The sequence below is a fragment of the Algibacter luteus genome, assembly GCF_030344935.1.
Taxonomy (GTDB): domain Bacteria; phylum Bacteroidota; class Bacteroidia; order Flavobacteriales; family Flavobacteriaceae; genus Arenitalea; species Arenitalea lutea.
Genome location: NZ_CP128313.1, coordinates 1244890 through 1267048, shown reverse-complemented (window position 1 = coordinate 1267048; position 22159 = coordinate 1244890). Strand labels below are relative to the sequence as shown.

Genomic DNA, 22159 nt, shown 5'->3' with positions numbered 1-22159 from the left:
TTTTGAAATTCCTTAAACCCTTTTACATTCAACCTCGATTTTTCTATGCTGGTATTGGCATTGTCATGTTGTTTGCTTTAAGTTATTTCATTCCTATTTTATTTAACATCGCCCAACTTTCAATTTTAGTTTTAGTTTTACTTTTCTTTCTAGATTTTCTAATTGTTTTCATAGGGAAAAACAAAATTGAAGCCACAAGAATTTTACCCGATAAGTTTTCAAACGGCGACAAAAACCAAATTATACTCAACATTAACAATAATTATTCGCACACCATATTTCTGGAAATTATTGACGAAATTCCTGAACAATTTCAAGTTCGAGATTTCAAACTAAAAGATGCCATAGCTTCTAAAAATTCAAAAACAATTACGTATCATTTAAAACCAACAGAACGTGGCGAATATCATTTTGGTAGCCTTAATGTTTACGCGTCTTCCATTTTAAAATTGGTGGCTAAACGCTTTACTTTTAACAGTGGCGCTATGGTTCCTACCTATCCTGGTTTTAAACAACTTAAAAAATTCGAGCTTCTAAACATCAATCAAAACGCTTTAGAATATGGACTCAAAAAAGTAAGACGACTTGGGCACTCCATGGAGTTTGAACAAATTAAAGATTATGTTCTAGGAGACGATTTACGCACCATAAACTGGAAAGCAACCGCAAAGAAAAATCAGTTAATGGTAAATCAGTTTCAAGACGAAAAATCGCAACCCGTGTATTCAATAATCGATAAAGGCCGCATCATGAAAATGCCATTTAACGGTTTAAGCTTGCTAGATTATGCCATTAATTCATCACTTGTTATTAGTAATGTCGTTCTAAAAAAACACGATAAAGCAGGTATACTATCATTCTCAAGACGAATTGAAAACGTGGTAGTTGCCGAAAGACGCAGCTCCCAAATGCAACTCATTTTAGAAGCGCTTTACAATGTGAATACCGATTTTTTCGAAAGCGATTTTAGCCGTTTATACGCTAGCATTAAAAGGCACATCACCAACCGCAGCCTTATTTTAATGTACACCAATTTTGAAACACTCGATGGTTTAGAGCGCCAACTACCTTACTTAAAAGCCATTGCAAAAAGTCATTTATTGGTTGTTATTTTCTTTAAAAACACCGAGTTAAATCAGCTTATAAACCATAAGGCAGAAACTATAGAGAGGGTTTACGATAAAGTTATCGCAGAAAAATTTGCCTTCGAAAAACGCCTCATTGTCAACGAACTTAAAAAATACGGTATCTACTCCATACTAACCACTCCCGAACACTTAACCATCGATACCATCAATAAATACCTCGAAATTAAAGCCCGCGGCTTATTATAATTTTGGCGCCTGCCTGCTGGCAGGCAGGTTACCACAATGGTCGAGCTTTTCATTACAATTTTGCTCGTTACCTCACAATAGAATTTTCATTGCAATCCTTTACGCGGTTATTAGCAGCTTTCAAATGGGTTTAAAAAGCTAAATTCTAAAAACTTTACAGTTCAGCATTAAAAAATTACAATTCGGTAACAACCTTTTCAAAAACTTGCTTTAGTGTTAGATATTTGAAGTGTAAAACAAATAAACCATAAAAAAATGAGAACACTAGCACTAACCATCGCACTAATTTTTTCAGTAACTTTTAGCAACGCTCAAGATGCTGAAAACACAAACCATATTACCGTAACTATTAACAACATTAAAAACAATAACGGACATGTGGTACTATCACTTCATACAGCAGACACCTTTATGAAAGGCCCTGGCATAAAAAGTATAAAAAGTGAAGTCGTAAATGGCGAAATCAAAGTTACTTTCGAGAATGTAGAAGCTGGGACTTACGCAATTATGGCATTGCATGACGAAAACGATAATAACCGAATGGATTTTAGCGAAAACGGTATGCCTAAGGAATCTTACGGCATGTCAAATAACCCAATGAATTTTGGGCCTCCAGAGTACCAAGCTGCCAAATTTGAGTTAACCAATGAAGATTTAGAATTAAACATCTTATTCTAATACTTATAAAATAAAAAAAGAGCGACACAGAATTGTTGTCGCTCTTTTTAACCAAACTAACTAAACTAATAAAACTAACCTTTTTTCTTAGACGGTTTCACCTAACCAAGCTTTCATCATCCAAACGGTTTTTTCTTGCTCGGTAATAAAATCACTCATCATCGAGTTTGTACCTTCATCATTCGCATCACCAGATTTATCTAAAATATCTCTTTCAATTTTTAATAATTCGGTAAGTGAATCTACAATTAATCTTACCGCTTTTTCATCCTCCGAAATATTCTTCCCAACAGGAACTTGTGCTTTTGTGGTATAATCTTCAAAAGTGTGCAACGGTGTTGCGCCTAAAGTTAAAATGCGTTCTGCTATTTCATCAACTTTTAAATTTGCATCAGTGTATAATTCTTCAAATTTTACATGTAAATCGAAGAAGCGCTTTCCTTTAATATTCCAATGTATTCCTCTTAAATTTTGATAATATATTTGAAAATTAGCTAGTAAATTGTTCAAATCACTTGCTAAATCTTTTGTTTTATGGGTATCTAAACCTATACTATTCAATGTTTTCATGTCTATCATATTTCTACTACAAATTTAAATTATAATTAACCTTAATTTCCATAAGTTTTATTGATAGTTTTTATATTTTTATAGCCTAAATTGATACTTATGACTATTACCCAATTATATTACGTACTGGCGGTTGCAGAAAACCAAAATTTCACTAAAGCAGCCGAAAAATGCTTTGTTACTCAGCCAACATTAAGCATGCAAATTCAAAAACTTGAAGACCAATTGGATGTTCAAATTTTTGATAGAAGCAAAAAACCCATTGAGCTCACAGAAGTAGGAAAAAAAATAGTAACTCAAGCCCGAAATATTGTAAACGAATCTTACAGAATACAAGATATTGTAGACCAGCAAAAAGGTTTTATTGGTGGCGAATTTAAACTTGGTATTATCCCTACAGTTATGCCTACGTTACTGCCTATGTTTTTAAAAAGCTTCATAAAAAAACACCCAAAAGTTAAACTTAAAATTGAAGAGTTAACCACCGAAGAAATCATAACAAGAATAAAGGATGGACATTTAGATGCTGCTATTGCTGCTACGCCTTTAGAAGATGACAATATTAAAGAACGTGTCTTGTATTTCGAGCCTTTTGTATGTTATATTCCTAAGGGACACCGTTTACATACGAATAAAAAAATTAATATTTCAGATTTAGATGTTAACGATATGCTGTTATTAGAAGACGGACATTGTTTTAGAGATGGCGTTATTAATTTATGTAAAGTATTTAAAGATCATGCAGACGATCAATTTCAATTAGAAAGTGGAAGTATTGAAACCTTAATAAAGCTATCTAACGAAGGCTTAGGCATGACGCTACTGCCCTATTTACACACATTGGATATTAATGAAAAAGAAAAAAGCCACTTGCATTTCTTTAATGAACCATCTCCTGCACGGGAGGTAAGTTTGATTTACCATAAAAGTGAATTAAAAATGCAAATCATTGAAGCCCTACAAGATGTTATTTCTGGAATAATAAGAGGTGCGATAGCCTTTGAAAATGTAAAAATTATAAGTCCCTTACCAAATAAATAAACTAAAAAAGCGACTTAAAAGTCGCTTTTTTTTATGGTTTTAAATAAATTAAACATTGGTCTAATTCTGGGTTTTGCTGTACAAGAGAATGAATAAAAATTTTAAGCTCTTCAATCTCGTAAGGTAATAAGCGTTGTAACGCTTTTTGTACTTCTCTGCAAAACAACGTTGCATCAAAACTAACTTTATTAAGCACGGTTTTGGTGTATTCTAGCATTGCTCTTGCCATAATATTTTTTTAGGTTTAGGTTAAAATATAAAAGTAGATTTTTGGTATAAGCTCTATTTTTTTGAACACTGAAAATTACTAAAAAATTGCATGCGAACTAAAAATTATAGGATATTTAACATTTAAAATCGATAATCTCCATCTAAGATATCACCTAAACCACCAAGAATAACACTTCCGCCATTATACCTTTTCTCTAGTTTAGATTGTATTCTATTTTGTTTTTCAAAAAGACTTTAACAAAAAACCCTGCGAAAGTAGCTCCGCAGGATTAATTTTCAATTAAAAAATAGTAAGCCTATATAAACAGGATTAGATACTTTATTTGCTATTCAATTAGTATTTTCTTAAAGTATACCTTGTTGCCATTCTTAATTTTTATAACATAAAATCCACTAGCATTATTCTTCAAATCGATAACTGTATTGTTAGCATCAACTTTCCCAGAGGTTAATTGTTGACCAATATTGTTAAATATTACAAAATCAAATTCTGGAGTAGACTTATTCAATCTTACAGTTATAAATCCATGTTTTACAGGATTAGGATAAAATCTAGGTACATCTGAGGCTGACATTTCAACATCATCAACTGCTAAAGTATTAAAGCTCACATTAGTTTCCCATGTACCTCTTCCATAAGTAGCAGCTCTTAACTTTCCTGTAGTTGGTGATGTGTAATAAATCTCTAAATCTTGAATCGCATTTCTAGGTAGATCTGTTGCTTCTTCAGTCCAAGAGTTTTGTGTATCATCAATATAATACACTCCAATGTCAGCCCCAATATAAATACCTTCTTGAGCACTATTTTTAAGATGAACTATAGTGTTTATAGGTAAATTTGGTAATGTACTAGAGTAAACGTCTGTCCAGGTTGAACCTCCGTTGGATGTTTTAAATACTTTCGTTGTAGCACTATAACCAGAAAACACAACCCATACTTTGTTTGGGTTTGAGTTAGAAATTGCAAGATTTTTTAATGTAGCAGCTCCAACAGGTAATGTTCCCGTTACATTTGTCCAAGAGGATCCGGCATTCGAAGATTTTGAAATTCTATTTTCTGTTATTGCATAAATAATTTGATTATTACTTGGCGCAATTTCAAAACGTCGAATATTTTTACCAGCATGTGGTGTGCCTAATTCTACCCAAGTTGGGTTTACAAAATCAGGATTCGTTAGAATATCAGTACTTCTATATAATGCAGGTCTTCCTCCTAAATAAACTCTTTCAGCATCACCGGCAGCACTACCTGGGTCTTGATGAATTGGACTAAACCATTCTCCTTTAGTACTAGGATAGTTTGATTGCACGCCATAACTTGTTCTAAAAAACTGTCCGTTTGTGGTAGATGTTATAAATATGTTATTATCTGTACGGTCTATAAAACCATCTTCACCATCACCACCACTTAAAATAGACCAATTACCAGGACTAGTTGTGTTTTTAATGGAACCAATATCTTGCAAACCTGCAAAATAGAGATTAGGATCAGAAGCAGAAAGCGCAATATTTGTTTGTTGCCCTACCGCTATATTATTGGTAATATCTTCCCAAGTAGATTGCCCATTAGAAACACCTTTAGAAATACCTCCATCACAAGTAGAATATAGAGTGGTATCATCATGAGGTGAATACGCAATGTATTGTATATCTGCGTGGATATAAGGTTTTGTTTCTGTTTCAGGATATTGAGAGCCAGGGAAACCATCTTTAACTCCTAACCAATGTGTAATTCTGGTCCAGTTTACACCACCATCTGTAGATTGCCATTGATTAATACCACCTATTGTTACTAAGTTGGCATTTAATGGAGATACAGCAATAGCTAAATCATGGTCTGCTTGTCCACCATTCCATCCTTCAGTTGGTGAAGACGGTGGCGTTGGATCAGCATGTAAAATATTTGGAGTACTAGATCTTAACGTAAAAGTACTACCGCTATCAGTAGACCTATATAGTCCTTTAAACCCTCTACTATCATTACCTAAAATAGCATAGACATAGGCATTATTATGAGGTGACACAGCCAGTTCAACTCTACCAACATCTGAAGTAGGTAGCCCTGTAGATTGTGTAAAATTTTCGCCATTATCTGTCGATTTCCAAATTTCAGTATAAGTTGAAGCATAAACAGTATTCTCCGTAGGAAGCGTAATACCTGGTTTAAACTCTATATCATAAAACTCGCCAGATGTAAATGGTTGATAAATATTACCGCTGGTAGCCCAACCGTCATATGTTTTAAAAATACCCTTATTGGTTGCAACCATCATAATTAATGGATCTGTAGGATCCATAACAATTTTTGATATTTTATAATTATCTGAAGCTGTCCAAGTTAAAGCTGTCGTAATCCAAGTAGCACCACCATCAGTTGATTTTAAAACCCCTATACTTCTTCTATCATCCTCTCTGTCCCCAGTAGCTAAATACATGATAGAAGTGGTGGCTGGGTGAATTACCAAACCTGAACAACCTATAACTGATAAAAAATCGGTATTAGTTGTCCAATTGCTACCACCATCTGTGGTTTTCCATAAACCTCCATCTGGAGCACCTACATAAAGTGTTGATGAGCTTATTGGATCAAAAGTGATAAATGATAATCTACCAGAGCCTGTATCATAACCGGCTGCTACAGAAGTTCCATTTAAAGTCGTCCAACTAGAAGCATTAACATTATAACTATTTTCGTTTTTATTGGATTTACTAGTTTTTACCCAATCCATGTAATTGGAATACGTAGAGGATAATAGCGACATGTCTCCCGAGGGATAAACCTTATCAGCTACTTTATTTTCCCAACGTTTAAAAATATTATAGCCTTGTCCTTTTTGGGGTGTTCGATTTTCCCAATATTTATCAAATTTTGCTTGAACATCATAGAAAGTCTGATTTTTACTAGCACCCTTTTTTGTCCAACTTTTATCATTCTGTCCAAACGATAAAACTGAAAAGAATACAGTTAATACAATTGCGTAAAGTTTTTTCATTTTCAAAGTGAATTAGTTAATTTTTAGATATTTTCTTTTTAAAAGATGCCTTTCAATATCTACGTGAGTAAATTTTTCGAGGCATTAACATTTGTTTATAGCAACACAAATATCATTAACCAATTAAAAGAATGGTAATAATTAACCACACACCTACTACACACATGTACAAATTTTATATGATTTTAACTTTTAGGGAGATAATCTTCTTAAATTTGATAGTCATCAATAAGAATTTCTTGCAAGGTAAGATCGTTTTCTTGAAGATTTAATTTTTTCCTAATACGATAACGTCTACCCTCAATGGCGCGTGTTGTTGTTTTTAAAAACACCGCTATTTCTTTGCTTTTAAAACCTACAAACAAATAATAACATATTAAAATATCAGAATCATTTAATTGCGGACAATTGTTTTTAATTTTGGTGAAGAAATCTATATTAAGATCATTTACCAGTTTTAAATGATCTTCGTTTTTATTCAATAGAAGAGATGCATTAAGGTGTAAATTTTTGTACAATTCTTTTATTTTTTGACGTTGCTCTGGACCGCCTTCTAAGGATGAAATACTTTTAATTTCTTTTTTTACATCGCTTAAATACTCTTCTAAACCATGAACTTTTAATTTCAATTTTTCATGATTTGATTTTAAATAAGAAAACTCATCATTGCTTTTATCAAACTTATTGGCTATTTTTTTTAAACGCTTATGCTTTATGATGTAGAAGGATGCCAACAAAACTACGATGATGAAAAGCAATAATGCCCATAATCTATTGGTGTTTTTTTTATTTCGTTCAAGAACCAATTCAGATTCAGAATTCATCAAATTGTCACCACCAAGTAAACCGGCATCCATAGTCTTTTTTAAAACTTGATCTTCTAAAATCCTTAATGAATCTATATAATTATTTTTAGACTTATAATCTTCTTTAAAGTCATAATAATCGATATAAAGATTGTAGTAGTTGCGTTTGTCGTTGTCATTCATTGCGTATCTGATACCATCAGATTTAGCGAAATAAAACAATGTAGAATCAATGTCTTTTTTCTTGAAGTGAAACCCTCCTAAACTACCATAAATAGTAGCTAAGCTATTATTAAATAACAAAGGGGTAATTGTTTTATTATCCTCTAGCTTTTTAAAGCTAGTAAAATACTTATGAGCAAGATTTAAACTATCTAAATGAATGTAATTGGTTGTTAACAGATACAAACCATACATATAATAATACGCATCGTCTTCGATACTTTTATATTCCTCTAAGTTTTTTAATAACAAACGATTGCTTTCATTATAACTATCATTATTTAATTCAGCTAAAGCATACATTTGCGTAACTTCAGCTAAACCATATTTGTTTTTACTAAGAGAATAAAACTTTTGTGCATCTTCTAGATACTTAAATGCACTAGAATCTTTTTTTATAACATTAGTATTATAAAAAAGCTCTAACGAAGCCCAACCTGCGATATCATAATTTTTCTCTTGTTCAGCATACTTTAAAGTTAATATACTATTTTGATAGAGTTTAGCCGTTTCTTTATTTTTATCATTAATTAAAACCTTTAATTTATAATAACACGCCAAATGTCCTTTAATACTTTTTTTTAAAGGCTGAGGAATTGAATCTAAATATAATGCAGCAATTTTTGGATTTTCATCTAGGGCATTGTCCGCAGATTCGATGTATTTTAGATACCCTTCTTGATGATCATTTTGAGCAGAAAGAAACAGCCCAAAACATAGCGTAAATAATAGAAAGAATTTATTTGGTATTTTTATAATCAAAGTAGTTTGGGTATTAACATTTGTTAATTAACTCAAACAAAAATAAAAAAGGCTATGCTTAAAACATAACCTTTTCCTTCTTTTTAATTATTAAGTTTTAAAATCGATTATCGCCATCTAAGATATCGCCTAATCCACCAAGGATACTGCCTTCGCCTTTATCTTTACCACCACCTCTAGGTGCCGATGCTAAAACACGACCTGCTAACCTACTAAATGGTAACGATTGTACGTAAACTGTACCTGGACCTTGTAATTTTGCAAAAAACAAGCCTTCGCCGCCAAATACCGTATTTTTAATACCTCCTACAAATTCAATATCATAATCTACGGATTGATCGAATCCTACAATACATCCAGTATCTACTCTAAGTGTTTCGCCTGCTGCCAATTCTTTTCTTGCCATGGTACCACCAGCATGTACAAATGCCATACCATCGCCTTCTAGTTTTTGCATGATGAAGCCTTCGCCACCAAACAATCCTCGTCCTAGTTTTTTAGAAAACTCGATACCCACACTTACGCCTTTTGCTGCACAAAGGAAGGCATCTTTTTGACAAATGAACTTACCACCAAACTCTGTTAAATCAATAGGAATGATTTTACCTGGATATGGCGACGCGAAAGATACATTGCGTTTACCTGTTAGGTCATTATAAAAAGCAGTCATGAACAAACTTTCGCCAGTAAGTATACGTTTGCCTGCGCCTAATATTTTACCTAAAAAGCCTGTGTCTTTTTGTGAGCCATCGCCAAATATAGTTTCCATTTTAATACCATCATCCATCATCATAAAACTACCTGCTTCAGCCACTACACCTTCTTGAGGGTCTAGTTCTATTTCTACGTATTGCATTTCTTCGCCGTAGATTCTGTAGTCAATTTCGTGTGCTGTCATAATACTGTATGTTGTTGAGTTATTTGCTTTTTATTTGATTATCTGCTATTAGTTGATGGTTTTGGAATTTTGTTACATTTTTTTATTTGTTGATTAAGTACTTGTTGTTAAGTTGTAAATCAACTAAACGTCTATACGGCAAACAACTTAACTCTTCACTTTAACACTCCATTCAAAATTAAAGGTAGATACCACAATACCTTCCTCGTTCACACCAACAGATTGCATCCAAAGGGTTTGCCCTTCTCCAGTTTCTATAGCTTTTTTAAGAATGGCATCAATAGCTTTACCATCATTACAAGTAAAAACAATTTTACCTACTGCTTTTTTAGTAAACGTAGCCTTGTTTGATGTGACTAACATTGATACCTTTTTACCCGATTCTTGAATCTTACTCATCATTAAAGCGCCTGTAGAGAACTCTGCTGCCATACCTTGTACTGCCCAAAACATAGACTTGAATGGGTTTTTGTTTATCCAATTTAGTTTCACACCAACTATACATTTTTCGCTATTAATCTCTTTGGTTCTTACGCCACAAAAATAGGCTGAAGGTAGCTTGAACATGGTGTAAGCATTTAATTTTTTTGGTGTTATCATCTATTTTATGCGGTTTAAATTTTTACTAAGTTATGAAATATTACAAGATTACAAATTGTTAAAGTTATGTTAATTTTTAGTACTATGCGTAACAAAGTACCTTCTTTTAGACATATATTTGTATAAGAAACTATTATATGTTTTAAATCAATCGAAAAAATCATGTTAGACAATCATCAAAAAAACATTGCCACTTTTATTCATTTATCTACGTTTAGTCGGTTTTTTATTCCGTTTGGAAATTTTATTGGTCCTATTATATTATGGATTGCCAATAGAGATAAATCGGAGTTTATAGATAAACATGGTAAACAAATTATCAATTTTCAAATTAGCATTTTATTATATGCTACTATTTTAGGAACGCTAACTATTCCATTTTTTATTTTTAAGATATTTAATGGTATTGACTTTATAGATTTTAATGGGTTTGAGAGTTTCCATGTCAATATTGGGAAGCCTTCGCCTTTGCTATACATTGGTGGAGCCTTAGGTGCGCTGGCCATTATTGGATTTATAATTGAATTGGCCCTAATAGTGGTAGCAAGTTTGAAAGCTAGAGATGGCCAATTGTATAATTACCCACTAACAATTAACTTTTTAAAGTAGTATGACTTATATTAAAAAACTAAAAATGGCTGATAGACCCCGCGTTAGGGATTGGAGTGAAAAGCCCACAGCAAAGGTACGAAGCGAGGACTTGTAACGTAAAGCCCGACCCGATAGGGTAACCTGCCTACCGGCAGGCAGGCGCCCAACTTCTCGATACGATTCCGATGAAAAAGAGGAACCACTCGAAGCGACAAAATAAAATTTCATCAATAAATAATCATCAATCAAATCAATCAAAAAATGAACAGTTTCACAACATTAAAAGCATGACACTATGAAGATAGAAAACACAAAAGCACAAATGCGTAAAGGCGTATTGGAATTCTGCATACTCTCGGTTTTGAAAGACGAAGACGCGTATGTAGCAGAGATTCTAGACACTTTAAAAGATGCTAAGTTGCTGGTGGTAGAAGGGACCATTTACCCTTTATTGACCAGACTTAAAAACGCAGGACTTTTAAATTACAGATGGGAAGAATCAACTTCTGGACCTCCTAGAAAGTACTATGGTTTAACCGAAACGGGGAAACTATTTTTAAAGGAACTAAACACCACCTGGAGCGAATTGCACAATGCAGTAACAATAGTAACAAGCCAAAAAAACACAAAAAAATGAATAAAACAGTCAACATAAATTTAGCAGGTATATTTTTTCATATAGATGAAGATGCGTACTTAAAATTACAGCGCTATCTTGAGGCTATAAAACGTTCATTTACAGACTCGCAAGGGCGATCTGAAATTATAGCAGATATTGAAGCGCGTATAGCAGAACTTTTTAGCGAACGTGTACAGAATGATAAGCAAGTGATTAGAATTTCGGAAGTAGACGAAGTAATCTCGATTATGGGGCAACCTGAGGATTACTTAGTAGATGATGAAATTTTTGAGGATGAGCCGCAAACAGCGTACCGCAGTAAATCAACAACTTCTAGAAAGCTTTTTAGAGATACGGACAACTCGTACGTTGGTGGTGTTTCGTCTGGATTGGCACATTACTTTGGTATTGATGCTGTTTGGATTCGTTTAGCTTGGATTTTATTAATTTTTGGAGCTGGTACCGGTATTTTACTCTACATTTTACTTTGGGTTTTAGTGCCTGAAGCTAAAACTACAGCCGAAAAACTAATGATGACGGGAGAACCTGTAAATATTAGTAACATCGAAAAAAAAATCAAGGACGGATTTGATTCTGTAACCGAAACCGTTGGTGATGTTGCAAAAAATGTTTCAGACTCAGTATCAAACGCAGCAAAGAAAATTGATGTTAATAAGAGTGCCAATTCGATAAAATCGTCTTCAAGAACTTTTTTTGATACGCTAGGCGATGTTATCATGTTTTTCTTTAAAGTGTTTGCCAAATTTATAGGTGTTTTACTTATAATTATTGGAGCAGCTACTTTAATAAGTTTAATAATTGGATTGTTTTCAATTGGTGTTGCCAATGTGATTCAAATTCCTGGGTTAGACTTTGTAGAGCTTGCTAATGCCGGAAACACACCCATTTGGTTAGTGTCTCTATTTGCACTTTTTGCTGTTGGTATTCCCTTCTTTTTCTTGTTTTACCTTGGGCTAAAGATTTTAATTAACAACCTAAAATCTATAGGCAGTGTTGCCAAATTCTCCTTACTTGGGCTTTGGTTAATATCTGTAATTGCTTTAATTGTTTTTGGAGTAAGACAAGCTAGTGAACATGCTTTTGAAGAGAGCTATACGGAAAAAACAGAATTACCAATTACGGCAACAGACACGCTACTTGTTAAAATGAAAGGTCATGATAATTTTAATACAGACAGTTATAATCACGACAGGTTTAAATTAGCCTATAACGATAACGGTGATAAGGTATTATACTCATCGGATGTGGATATAATTGTAAAATCTACGACAGATTCTGTGGCTAAAATTGCCATTAGAAAAAGAGCCGATGGTAGTGACTATGAAAAAGCCATAGCACGTGCTAAAAACATTAACTACGACTTTAATTTTAAAAACAAAACCTTATTGCTTAACTCATATCTAACAACACATCCAGATAATAAATTTAGTGATCAGGAGGTTGATGTAATTCTTTATTTGCCAGAAAGCTCTGTAGTATATTTTAACAACAGTACTAGACATAGCCTACACTATAACACCTATGATGGCAATATTGTATCGAGAGATGACACGAACCATTACCTTAAAATTGGTTATGAAGAAGCCCTATGTTTAGATTGCCCTGAGGAAGGATTAAAAGTAAAAGTAAAAACACCACGACTTAAAATAGACGATAAAGGCATTGAAATAAATGCTAAGGATGGTAAATTGAAGATTGACGAGAGCGGTATAAAGGCAGAATCGGATGATGTGAAATTTAACATTGATTCTGATGGTGTAGAAATTATCGAATCTGAGGAATAAAAAATAAATGAGAACCTATCCCGATGTCAAATCGGGATGTGTTCAACTAGAAAACTTAAGACACTACGTTTTATGTTTTGGGTTTCATTAACAATTCATCATTGAAATATAACAACTCAGGAATTCAAATTATAATTCAATAAGTTATTATAGGATATTTGAGCTGTTAATTAATCATCAAAAAACCGAATAATTATGACAACTTTAATCAAATTTATTGTAGCTACAGTTTTAAGCTTGATGCTTTTATCTTGTAACTTCGACATGAACCTTAATTCGGGTGTTCGTGGTAATGGAAACGTTATTACTACAGACCGAAATATTAGTGCTTCTTTTACTTCTTTAAAAGCTACCGAAGGATTGGATGTTTACCTCACCCAAAGTAATACTGAATCCATAAGTGTTGAGGCCGATGAAAATCTGCATGATCTTATTTTAACTGAAGTAGAAGATGGTGTTTTAAGAATTCATACCAAAGAAAATATTGGTAGAGCATCTTCAAAACGCGTCAATGTAAGTTTTAAAGACATTTCTAGTATAACCTCTACAAGTGGAAGCGATGTGTATTCAACAAATACCATTACTGCAGAACGTTTAGATTTAAAATCGACTAGCGGTAGTGATATGACATTAGATGTTAATACTTCTATTTTAAATTGTAAATCTACCAGTGGTAGTGATTTAAGATTGTCTGGTAAAACTATAAAATTGTACGCTGAGGCTACAAGTGGAAGTGATATTAAAGCGGCTGATTTAAGTGCAGAATCCAGTGAAGTAAAAGCTACAAGTGGCGCTGACATTACCGTAAACACATCTAAAGCTTTAACCGCAAGAGCAACAAGTGGTGGTGATATTAGATATTATGGCAACCCAGAAACGGTTGACAAAAGTGATAGCTCTTCAGGAAGTATCAAACAGCAATAAGTAAAAACATATCAATCAACCAAGTAAAAAACCATTTCAGACTTAAATCAAGTTTGAAGTGGTTTTTGTTTTATATTTGTTTGTGACTAAGTAACTCTGTATGTGTCAAAACATTAAATGTTACCTTCAGTTTGGTAATTAATCCATTTATGAAAATGAAAAAATCCTTCTCCGTTCTTATTATCACGTTTCTTACCATCTCTTTAGCGATGGCCCAAAGTGCCGAAAAAATAAAAGGCAATAGAATAGTTAGCATTCAAACCACTGATATAGCTTCGTTCCATACGATTGCTTTAGATGAAGATTTTGATATTGAAATTATTTATGCTAAAACACCTTTTGTAGAAGTTGAAACCGATGAGAATTTACATGAATTTATTGAGTTTCAAGTTATAGATAGCGTGCTTACCTTTAATAAAACCATTAGAATTACATCTAAAAAAAAGCTAAACATTAAAGTTGGTTATGATGATGCTTTAAAACATATTGAGGCTTCTGGTGATTCAGAATTGTTATCATTATCTACTATGGATTTAGAAAATGGCTCTTTAAAAGCAAGAGAATCTTCAAAAGTAGGTTTAACCGTTAAATCTGATCATTTTGATATTGATACCGATGATAAATCGAAAGTAAAACTGAATCTTACGAGTGAAAATTGTGTTCTTAATATGAGCGGAAACAGTAAACTTGACGCACTGGTAAATACGACAGATTTTATAGCTACACTCTATCAACGCGCTCAAACAGATATTGAAGGATCATGTAACACTAGCAAAATAGACTTAGACAATAATTCTAATTTTAACGGAAAAAACTTTACAACAACTACCTGTAATGTAACCTGCAATATAAGCAGTGATGCTTTTCTTGAAGTTCAGGATACCATCACTATTGAAGCCACAGGAACAAGTTCGGTATATTTATACGGTAACCCGAAAATCCTTATTGATAAATTAACCGACACCTCTAAGCTTCAGAAAAAAGTTAAATAAGTGGGCTTTCTCTTTAAGTTTAAGGGAATTTGAAATTTCAAACAAATCGAATTTTACCTCAATTCTTTATTTAAAAATTAGATGATTATTAAACTTTTATTTTTTCCAAAGGTTCTCCATTTCTTCTAGTGTTTTTCCTTTAGTTTCAGGGACAAATTTCCAAACAAACCACATTGCTAGAAGAGACATTACACCGTAAACCCAGTAAGCAAAACCATGATTAAATTGTTCTGTTAAAGCGGTGTTATCATTCATCATTGGGAATGTTAACGATACTAAATAATTTGATATCCACTGAGCTGCAACAGCAACTGCCATGGCTTTCCCTCTAATTTTATTAGGAAATATTTCAGAAAGCAATACCCAAACTACTGGTCCCCAACTTAAGGCGAAACTTGCTACGTAAAGCATCATGCAAGCCAATGCTAAATAACCTGTTGCTCCCGAGAAAAACACAAACCCTAAAGCTAACATAGCAATAGCCATTCCTAAGGCACCGATTAGCATTAACGGTTTTCTACCACGTTTGTCTACAGTTTTTACTGCTATAATCGTGAATAAGAAGTTTACGATTCCCACTATAATAGTGAGCAATAAAGCACCATCCGTATTCGGATCAATAGATTTAAAAATTTCAGGGGCATAATATAACACAACGTTGATACCTACAAATTGTTGGAATACTGAAAGAGCTATACCAATAAGTATTATACCCCAACCGTATGATAATAACTTCCCTGAACTTTCAGTTTCTGTAACTGAATGCTCAATTTCAGCTAAAATGCGCTTTCCTTCTTCTTCACCATTTACTTTTATAAGAACATCTAAGGCTTCTTCTGGTTTATTCTTCAACATTAAAGAACGTGGTGTATCTGGCACAAAAAATAATAATCCTAAAAATAATCCAGCAGGAATAACTTCTGAGGCAAACATCCATCTCCAACCTACCTCATTCAACCAAGCATCTGATCCTCCGCCTCTTGAGATAAAATAGTTTACAAAATAAACTACCATGAAACCACCAACAATTGCTAGTTGATTAAATGAGACCAATTTACCTCTACTATCAGCAGGTGCTATTTCCGCAATATAAAGTGGTGATAGCATAGACGCCAATCCTACACCAATACCACCTAGAATTCTATAAAAAATAAAGATAGTAGAAAACGTATGGTCTAACTCACCAATTGGTTTAATAAACATTTCTGGCATTGCAGACCCTAAAGCTGATATTAAAAATAATAGGGCCGCTAGTATTAATCCTTTTTTTCTACCTAACTTTTTACTTACAAGTCCACCAAAAATTCCACCTATAATACAACCTATTAAGGCACTAGCAACTAAGAAACCTTTAAAAGCATTAGCAGCTGCTTCTGATAACCCTTTAGGAGTTACAAAAAAGCTATCTAGAGAGCCTACGGTCCCTGAAATTACTCCTGTATCATACCCAAATAAGAGACCTCCTAGTGTTGCAACTAAGGTTAGTTTTATTAAATATCCTGAATTTTTTGATGCTCCCATAATTTATATTTAGTTAGTTAATATTAAAATCTTTCAGGCGTTTAAACCTGAAAGATCTTATGGTTCTTATATATATTGATTGATAATGTTTTCGAACAACTCTTGTTTTCCACTTTTTAATTGTAATTCGCCGTTTTCTTGAGCGATTTTATATAAATCTTGTAAACTTAGTTTTCCGTTCTCAAAATCTTTTCCTTTTCCTGAATCGAAAGAACTATAACGTTCTTTTCTTAGTTTTTCATAAGGGGATGAAGTTATGATTTTATCTGCAATTAACAAGGCGCGAGCAAAAGTATCTGCGCCTCCAATGTGTGCATGGAAAACATCGTCTAAGTCTGTTGAGTTTCTTCTTATTTTAGCATCAAAATTAACACCGCCACCTTGTAAGCCTCCAGCTTTTAGGAAAACCAACATGGCCTCTGTAGTTTCTTGAATATTATTTGGGAACTGATCGGTATCCCATCCGTTTTGGTAATCGCCTCTATTGGCATCTAAACTTCCTAGCATACCTGCTTTTGCAGCGGTTTCAATTTCGTGTTGGAAGGTGTGTTGTGCTAACGTAGCGTGGTTGACTTCAATATTTATTTTAAAATCCTTATCTAAGCGGTATTCTCTTAAGAACCCTATAGCTGTTGCAGTATCAAAATCGTATTGGTGTTTTGATGGCTCCATAGGCTTTGGCTCGATAAAGAAGTTTCCTTTAAAGCCTTGTGCTCTTGCGTAATCTCTACACATGGTTAAAAACTGCCCCATGTGATCTAGCTCACGTCCCATATCGGTATTTAATAATGACATGTAGCCTTCTCTACCACCCCAAAACACATAGTTTTCACCACCTAATTTAATGGTCGCATCTAAGGCTAATTTTATTTGACCTCCTGCTCTTGCAACCACATCGAAATCTGGGTTCGTAGAAGCACCATTCATGTAACGTGGGTTTGAAAAACAGTTTGCGGTTCCCCATAACAATTTAACACCACTAGCAGCTTGCTTGTCTTTGATATAATCGGTAATGGTTGCTAATCTTTGTTCTGATTCTGCAAAAGTTGCACCTTCTTGAATTAAATCGAAATCGTGAAAACAGAAATAATCGAACCCCATTTTACCTATAAATTCGAAAGCAGCATCTGCTTTGTCTTTTGCAGCTTGAATAGGGTCTGAGGATTGATCCCAAGCAAAGTTTTGTGTTCCAGGACCAAATGGATCTGAACCCTGCCCACAGAATGTATGCCAGTAAGCAATTGAAAACTTAAACCAATCTTTCATAGTTTTTCCTGCTACTACTTGGTCTGGGTTGTAGTATTTAAATGCCAGTGGATTATCTGATTCTTTGCCTTCAAATTTAATTTTGTCTATTCCTTTAAAGTATTCTTTAGTTGCCATAATGAAATGTGTATTTGTCGTTTTGTTTATATCGATATTTAGTTTTTAGTTCTACACCCGCGTTAGGGATTGCAGAGGAAATCCTTTTTGTGAGGCACGAACAAAAAGATTGGAACATAAAGCCCGACCCTTGTGGTAACGCCCAATTATTATTTATTTAATATGAGTTCTAATTCTTTTTTCCAATTGTTATATGCGTTTAAATATTGTTGCTTGTCTTTAAAAGGCATGAATGTCATAACGTGGTCGTTATCCATGATTGCCTTCCCGAAGGCTTCAAAATCGCCTTTGTGCAAATTTGCTGCTCGTGCGGCACCAATGGCACCTGTGGTGTTGTAAATTTCTATCTCCTGCTCGATTAAAGTGGCTACCGTATTTGCAAATATCTCTGAACGAAATAAATTATCGTTTCCGGCGCGCATTACACTCGGTTTAATACCATCGGATGTCATGATTTCCATACCATATACAAATGAAAACGCGATACCTTCAAGTGCTGCTCTACACATGTGGCCTTTGTGATGGTTGTTTAGGTTTACATTTACTATTCGGGTACCTATTTCTTTGTTATTAAGCATACGTTCTGCACCATTTCCGAACGGAATTAAACAAACACCATCTGATCCTACTGGAATCTCAGAAGCTAGATTATTCATCTCTTCGTATGAGCTTACCGCTAAATTATTAAGTAGCCAACGGTACTGAATACCGGCGCCATTTATACATAATAATTTACCAATTCTTGGGTCTGCTCCTTTTTGATAATTTACATGAGCAAAATTATTAACACGAGAACTTTCTTTGGCCGATAAACTATTAGTTACCGCATACACCACACCAGAAGTACCGCCAGTTGCCGCTACTTCTCCTGGGTTGAATACGTTTAATGTTAAGGCATTATTAGGTTGATCTCCTGCTCTGTATAGAATAGGTGTTCCTGCAGCAATTCCGCTTTCGGCTTCTCCCTTTGCATCTACTGTAGATTGCACTCCGAAGGTTTCTACAATATCTGGAACTAAGGCTTGATCTATGCCATAATGTTCTAATAGAAAATCGGCTACATTGTCCTCTTTGAAATTCCAAAAGATACCTTCTGATAATCCTGAAATGGTTGTATTTATGGTATTTGAAAATTTATAAGCCACATAATCACCTGGAAGCATGAATTTATGAATCTTATTGTAAATATCTGGCTCGTTTTCTTTTACCCATTTTAATTTTGAAGCCGTAAAATTTGCTGGAGAGTTTAATAGATTTGAAGCGCAAGTATCATTCCCTATAGCATTAAAGGCCTTGTTACCTATTTCAACAGCTCTACTATCGCACCAAATGATACTTTTCCGTAATGGTTCTCCGTTTTTATCTACAACAACCAATCCATGCATTTGATATGATATACCAATGCCTTTAATTTGGGTTCTGCTTATGTTATACTGCGTTTTTAAAGCGGTTATAGCGTTACAAATATGTTGCCACCAGTCATTTGGTTTTTGTTCTGCCCATCCATTTTTTGCAGCGAACATACCCATTTCTTCTTTTGGCTCTTGTACAACGCCCAGACTCTTACCTGTTTCAACTTCTACTAAAGCTGCTTTAATAGAAGAACTCCCAATGTCTAATCCTAAGTAATAATTCATTGTAATGAATCTCTTTAAATTTGTTGTTTTCAATTTAATACAACTAGTGATTGTATTTTGAAAAAACAGCTTATGAATATTTTAAAATCTAAATTTCAATAAGAAATTGACTTTATTACTTTTGAAACTTTTTGCTAAATACTAAGAATAGAATTCCACATAATAACCAAGCTGGAAGTGTTACAAACGATAAGAACACATCAAACTGAACTGAAATAAAATAAAACAATCCGAAACTAATTGCCCACGCCCAAAATACCGATTTATTAAACGATAAGTTAGCAACTTCAGCGTAGTTCTTTACGATACCGGCCTTTTTATAGAAAAAATGCTCAAATACAATAATGGCTCCAAAAGGTGCTAATATAAACCCGTAAAGCGCAACGAAACCTAAAAGTTTCATAGCGAATGCAGGGAATAAACCTGCAATAGTAGCTACAGTTCCTGCTAAAATAGTCACTTTTACTGTTGACAATTTTGGCAAAATAGCTTGAAATGCTAAACCTGCTCTGTAAATTGTAGGATTAGCAGTAGTCCAACCCGCTAATACAACGGCAATAATACCAAATATACCAATTGCGTTATTTGCTAAAGGTCCAGGCGCAACTGGTGGCGCATCACCATTACTCAAAAATGCTTGAGCCTCTGGAGATTTCAAATAAACCGCGTATAATAATGCCGCTGCTATCCACGCCATATAATGGCCCACATACATCCCTGCAGCAGTTGTCCATCCTGCTTTAGCTTCTTTTGCAAATCTGAAAACCGATAAATCAGACATCCCAACGTGCATAGCTGCATTAGCAAACCAAGACCATATAACTACATGCCAAAACGTAAATTTGGTTTGACCCGGAAATGGTTCTCCGCCTTCACCCCAAATCTCCCAGAAATCTGAAAAACTATTCACATTTAATTGAGTTAACGCAACTATACCTGCTGCAACAAATGCTAAAACAATTATTGGTGACATCCAGTTAGCTGCTTTTGTAACCGTATCATAACCACGTGCAGCTATAATTGAAATTACAGCTCCAATCAATATCACGATGATAACCCAAGTCATTCCATTAGGCATAGTATCAGTTAATTTTGGCATTGGCATATCAAATGGAATACCAACTGCAGTTGCAGAAACCGTAATCATTGCACCAGCTAAAAAACAAAATAATACACCATTTGCTAAATTATAGCCAGTTACTAATTTCTTACCACAAATTTTTTCCAATTGATAATAAAGAGTCAGTCTGTTTTTTACAGCAATTTCTGCTGTTAAAAAACGCCAGCTCAAAACCGCTAAAAGATTACCAAGTAGTAATCCGACAATTAAATCAAAAGCACTAACGCCTGCAGTTAAAAACAACGGTCCTATCATAAATTCCGTTCCAGCAGCATGCTCTCCTGCATACATCCCTATAAAACTTTTCCAACCTTTTAATTTTGATTTCGGTACCGGAGTTCTTTCAAATTCTCCTCCTGCTAAATCTTCAATGTCTTCTTCAATGTTAAATTGGCTCATATAAATGGTTGTTTAGTTGTTAGAAATATTTATAGTTACATTAAAATAGCTTTAAACTTTATAAAGCCAAAATCAAAAATAGATTCTCATTATCACAAATGTATCCTGTACTGTACTGCCATAAAAATTATCGGTAAAATAAATATAATCACGAAATAATCTACAGATAAAATAAAAAGGATTAATTAATAGTGTTTCGAACCTAGTGCAGGTCAGTGCAGGATAGATAATGATTTGTATTCTTATATTTTTATCTTAAGTTTAGATTTTTATCAAACAAATGGAAAAGAAAAAAATAAAAGTAGGGCTCTTTATACCTTGCTATATAAATCAATTATACCCACAAGTTGGCATTGCTACGTTTCAATTATTAGAAAAATTAGGTGTTGATGTAGATTATCCTCAAGGTCAAACCTGCTGTGGCCAACCCTTAGGCAATTCAGGATACGAAGATGATTCCAAAGGCATATGCAATTTATTTGTTGAAAACTTCAAACAGTACGACTATATTGTTGGACCTTCGGGAAGCTGTATCTATCATGTTAAACATCATTTCGATATCTTAGAACAAACACCTGATGTTAAAAGAGTAAGGAATAATGCTTACGAACTTTGCGAGTTTATTGTAAAAATACTTGGTAAAACTGATTTAGGTGCGTCATTCCCGCATAAAGTTGGTTTACATAAAAGTTGTCATGGATTAAGAGGTCTTAAATTAGGCTCTTGTTCAGAATTACAAGGTGAACACTATTCTACCGAAGAAGATCTATTAAATGGAGTAAAAGGTTTGGAGCTCATGTCTTTAAATAGAAAAGACGAATGCTGCGGCTTTGGAGGCACATTTGCCGTTTTTGAAGAAGCTATATCAGCCAAAATGGGAAAAGATCGAGTTCAAGATCATTTGGATAGTGAAGTGGAAGTGCTTACAGGGGCAGATCATTCTTGCCTGATGCACCTTGAAGGTATCGTAAATAGAAACAAGCAACCCTTAAAGGTAATGCATATTGCCGAAATACTAAATAGCAGTTTATAA

At 33.9% G+C, this 22159-nt stretch carries 19 protein-coding genes; 9 read left to right on the top strand and 10 right to left on the bottom strand.

All coding sequences use genetic code 11. The features are described from left to right. Positions 1-2 precede the first annotated feature (2 nt). Both O5O44_RS05295 and O5O44_RS05290 read left to right on the top strand, forming a co-directional pair. Positions 3-1334, top strand: coding sequence for a DUF58 domain-containing protein (locus O5O44_RS05295; RefSeq protein ID WP_434088353.1), 1332 nt, complete (start codon positions 3-5; stop codon positions 1332-1334). 255 nt (positions 1335-1589) lie between these two features. Continuing rightward, entirely contained in the window at positions 1590-2012 is a 423-nt protein-coding gene (locus O5O44_RS05290; RefSeq protein WP_289196031.1) for a DUF2141 domain-containing protein, read from the top strand. 87 nt (positions 2013-2099) lie between these two features. Here the strand turns inward: O5O44_RS05290 and O5O44_RS05285 are convergent, their stop codons facing one another. Continuing rightward, the gene (locus tag O5O44_RS05285) at positions 2100-2591 is read right to left on the bottom strand and encodes a Dps family protein (protein WP_019387020.1); all 492 of its coding nucleotides are present in this window, start codon (positions 2589-2591) and stop codon (positions 2100-2102) included. A 90-nt stretch (positions 2592-2681) separates the two neighbouring features. Here O5O44_RS05285 and O5O44_RS05280 point away from each other — a divergent pair, with 90 nt between their 5' ends. Continuing rightward, positions 2682-3623 (top strand): hydrogen peroxide-inducible genes activator, encoded by a 942-nt coding sequence (locus O5O44_RS05280; RefSeq protein ID WP_289196030.1) that lies wholly within the window; start codon positions 2682-2684, stop codon positions 3621-3623. Between the two features lie 31 nt (positions 3624-3654). Here the strand turns inward: O5O44_RS05280 and O5O44_RS05275 are convergent, their stop codons facing one another. The 5 genes from O5O44_RS05275 to O5O44_RS05255 all read right to left on the bottom strand — a co-directional run bounded on the left by O5O44_RS05275 (position 3655) and on the right by O5O44_RS05255 (position 10135). Beyond that, complete coding sequence (locus tag O5O44_RS05275) at positions 3655-3852, bottom strand: hypothetical protein (protein WP_019387018.1); 198 nt, start codon at positions 3850-3852, stop codon at positions 3655-3657. A gap of 328 nt (positions 3853-4180) precedes the next feature. Then, on the bottom strand, positions 4181-6847 hold the full coding sequence (locus tag O5O44_RS05270) for a T9SS type A sorting domain-containing protein (protein ID WP_289196029.1): 2667 nt from the start codon (positions 6845-6847) through the stop codon (positions 4181-4183). 209 nt (positions 6848-7056) lie between these two features. Next, on the bottom strand, positions 7057-8637 hold the full coding sequence (locus O5O44_RS05265) for a helix-turn-helix transcriptional regulator (RefSeq protein WP_289196028.1): 1581 nt from the start codon (positions 8635-8637) through the stop codon (positions 7057-7059). A 97-nt stretch (positions 8638-8734) separates the two neighbouring features. Beyond that, entirely contained in the window at positions 8735-9535 is an 801-nt protein-coding gene (locus O5O44_RS05260; RefSeq protein WP_019387017.1) for a TIGR00266 family protein, read from the bottom strand. A gap of 147 nt (positions 9536-9682) precedes the next feature. Further along, positions 9683-10135, bottom strand: a complete 453-nt coding sequence (locus O5O44_RS05255; RefSeq protein WP_019387016.1) for a DUF4442 domain-containing protein — start codon at positions 10133-10135, stop codon at positions 9683-9685. Positions 10136-10297: 162 nt separating this feature from the next. Here O5O44_RS05255 and O5O44_RS05250 point away from each other — a divergent pair, with 162 nt between their 5' ends. From O5O44_RS05250 to O5O44_RS05230, 5 genes are all read left to right on the top strand, one after another. Further along, on the top strand, positions 10298-10744 hold the full coding sequence (locus O5O44_RS05250; RefSeq protein WP_289196027.1) for a DUF4870 domain-containing protein: 447 nt from the start codon (positions 10298-10300) through the stop codon (positions 10742-10744). 277 nt (positions 10745-11021) lie between these two features. After that, complete coding sequence (locus O5O44_RS05245; RefSeq protein ID WP_019387014.1) at positions 11022-11363, top strand: PadR family transcriptional regulator; 342 nt, start codon at positions 11022-11024, stop codon at positions 11361-11363. Beyond that, entirely contained in the window at positions 11360-13150 is a 1791-nt protein-coding gene (locus O5O44_RS05240; protein ID WP_289196026.1) for a PspC domain-containing protein, read from the top strand. Before O5O44_RS05245 ends, O5O44_RS05240 begins: the two co-directional genes overlap by 4 nt. A 195-nt stretch (positions 13151-13345) precedes the next feature. Then, entirely contained in the window at positions 13346-14074 is a 729-nt protein-coding gene (locus O5O44_RS05235) for a head GIN domain-containing protein (RefSeq protein ID WP_289196025.1), read from the top strand. Between the two features lie 155 nt (positions 14075-14229). Continuing rightward, on the top strand, positions 14230-15066 hold the full coding sequence (locus O5O44_RS05230) for a GIN domain-containing protein (protein WP_289196024.1): 837 nt from the start codon (positions 14230-14232) through the stop codon (positions 15064-15066). 96 nt (positions 15067-15162) lie between these two features. Here the strand turns inward: O5O44_RS05230 and xylE are convergent, their stop codons facing one another. The 4 genes from xylE to O5O44_RS05210 form a co-directional block, all read right to left on the bottom strand. After that, positions 15163-16587, bottom strand: coding sequence for a D-xylose transporter XylE (xylE, locus tag O5O44_RS05225; RefSeq protein ID WP_289196023.1), 1425 nt, complete (start codon positions 16585-16587; stop codon positions 15163-15165). 66 nt (positions 16588-16653) lie between these two features. After that, positions 16654-17970 (bottom strand): xylose isomerase, encoded by a 1317-nt coding sequence (gene xylA, locus O5O44_RS05220; protein ID WP_289196022.1) that lies wholly within the window; start codon positions 17968-17970, stop codon positions 16654-16656. 149 nt (positions 17971-18119) lie between these two features. Continuing rightward, on the bottom strand, positions 18120-19607 hold the full coding sequence (locus O5O44_RS05215; protein ID WP_289196021.1) for a xylulokinase: 1488 nt from the start codon (positions 19605-19607) through the stop codon (positions 18120-18122). 115 nt (positions 19608-19722) lie between these two features. Next, positions 19723-21126: a purine-cytosine permease family protein gene (locus tag O5O44_RS05210; protein WP_019387003.1), complete on the bottom strand. Its 1404-nt coding sequence runs from the start codon at positions 21124-21126 to the stop codon at positions 19723-19725. A gap of 280 nt (positions 21127-21406) precedes the next feature. On the opposite strand from O5O44_RS05210, the gene O5O44_RS05205 reads away from it, so the two are divergent. Further along, positions 21407-22159 (top strand): (Fe-S)-binding protein, encoded by a 753-nt coding sequence (locus O5O44_RS05205; protein ID WP_019387002.1) that lies wholly within the window; start codon positions 21407-21409, stop codon positions 22157-22159.

Excerpts from the sequence above, each read along its gene's own strand:
- O5O44_RS05290 (WP_289196031.1), top strand. The coding sequence starts at position 1,590 with ATGAGAACACTAGCACTAACCATCGCACTAATTTTTTCAGTAACTTTT.
- O5O44_RS05285 (WP_019387020.1), bottom strand. The coding sequence starts at position 2,591 with ATGATAGACATGAAAACATTGAATAGTATAGGTTTAGATACCCATAAA.
- O5O44_RS05280 (WP_289196030.1), top strand. The coding sequence starts at position 2,682 with ATGACTATTACCCAATTATATTACGTACTGGCGGTTGCAGAAAACCAA.
- O5O44_RS05275 (WP_019387018.1), bottom strand. The coding sequence starts at position 3,852 with ATGGCAAGAGCAATGCTAGAATACACCAAAACCGTGCTTAATAAAGTT.
- O5O44_RS05270 (WP_289196029.1), bottom strand. The coding sequence starts at position 6,847 with ATGAAAAAACTTTACGCAATTGTATTAACTGTATTCTTTTCAGTTTTA.
- O5O44_RS05260 (WP_019387017.1), bottom strand. The coding sequence starts at position 9,535 with ATGACAGCACACGAAATTGACTACAGAATCTACGGCGAAGAAATGCAA.
- O5O44_RS05255 (WP_019387016.1), bottom strand. The coding sequence starts at position 10,135 with ATGATAACACCAAAAAAATTAAATGCTTACACCATGTTCAAGCTACCT.
- O5O44_RS05250 (WP_289196027.1), top strand. The coding sequence starts at position 10,298 with ATGTTAGACAATCATCAAAAAAACATTGCCACTTTTATTCATTTATCT.
- O5O44_RS05245 (WP_019387014.1), top strand. The coding sequence starts at position 11,022 with ATGAAGATAGAAAACACAAAAGCACAAATGCGTAAAGGCGTATTGGAA.
- O5O44_RS05240 (WP_289196026.1), top strand. The coding sequence starts at position 11,360 with ATGAATAAAACAGTCAACATAAATTTAGCAGGTATATTTTTTCATATA.
- O5O44_RS05235 (WP_289196025.1), top strand. The coding sequence starts at position 13,346 with ATGACAACTTTAATCAAATTTATTGTAGCTACAGTTTTAAGCTTGATG.
- O5O44_RS05230 (WP_289196024.1), top strand. The coding sequence starts at position 14,230 with ATGAAAAAATCCTTCTCCGTTCTTATTATCACGTTTCTTACCATCTCT.
- xylE (WP_289196023.1), bottom strand. The coding sequence starts at position 16,587 with ATGGGAGCATCAAAAAATTCAGGATATTTAATAAAACTAACCTTAGTT.
- xylA (WP_289196022.1), bottom strand. The coding sequence starts at position 17,970 with ATGGCAACTAAAGAATACTTTAAAGGAATAGACAAAATTAAATTTGAA.
- O5O44_RS05215 (WP_289196021.1), bottom strand. The coding sequence starts at position 19,607 with ATGAATTATTACTTAGGATTAGACATTGGGAGTTCTTCTATTAAAGCA.
- O5O44_RS05210 (WP_019387003.1), bottom strand. The coding sequence starts at position 21,126 with ATGAGCCAATTTAACATTGAAGAAGACATTGAAGATTTAGCAGGAGGA.
- O5O44_RS05205 (WP_019387002.1), top strand. The coding sequence starts at position 21,407 with ATGGAAAAGAAAAAAATAAAAGTAGGGCTCTTTATACCTTGCTATATA.